We start from the raw sequence: 573 nt of genomic DNA, 5'->3' as shown, positions 1-573 counted from the left end.
ACCTAGTGATTCAAAAGCACCGCCTAATTGTTCAAGCGACCCTTTTAAATTATCTTTCATCTTATCTGCCGCTTCTTTTGATGCACCATTTGAGTTTTTCAATGAATCACTATACTTTTTAAGTTTAGCTGGACCTGCGTCAATCAATGCTAAGAAACCACTTGCTGCTTCTGTACCAACTATTTGTGCTACATATGCAAGTTTTTGGTCTTTAGTCATGCCTTGTAAGGCATCTTTAAACTGACCTATCAAATTAGGCATACCAACAAATTCACCTTTAGAATTTGATAAAGAAATGCCTAATTTATCAATGGCTTTTTGAGATTGAGCAGATGGTTTTGCTAGTCTGATGAAAGATGCACGTAATGCAGTACCAGCTTGTGAGCCTTCAAGTCCGCTATTACTCATAACTTCAATTGCTGCAGAAGTATCTTCTAAAGTAACACCTAAAGAATGTGCAGGTGTACCTGCATATTTAAGTGCATCTCCCATATACTGAACGTCTGCTGCACTGTCATTAGCTGCAGTTGCTAATAAGTCTGCAACATGACCTGAATCAGAAGCTTTTAAGTT

General features: G+C 37.9%; 1 protein-coding gene. It reads right to left on the bottom strand.

Annotation, left to right across the window (positions count from 1 at the left end):
• Positions 1-573, bottom strand: a 573-nt coding sequence (locus KA909_RS13365) for a phage tail tape measure protein (protein WP_210130333.1), incomplete at both ends; no start/stop codon positions are given.

Origin of the sequence: Staphylococcus sp. GDX8P54P, from assembly GCF_017893165.1 — a bacterium.
Taxonomy (GTDB): Bacteria; Bacillota; Bacilli; order Staphylococcales; family Staphylococcaceae; genus Staphylococcus; species Staphylococcus borealis.
Note: the sequence above shows the minus strand (reverse complement) of the source record. Positions and strands in the feature narration are given on the sequence as shown.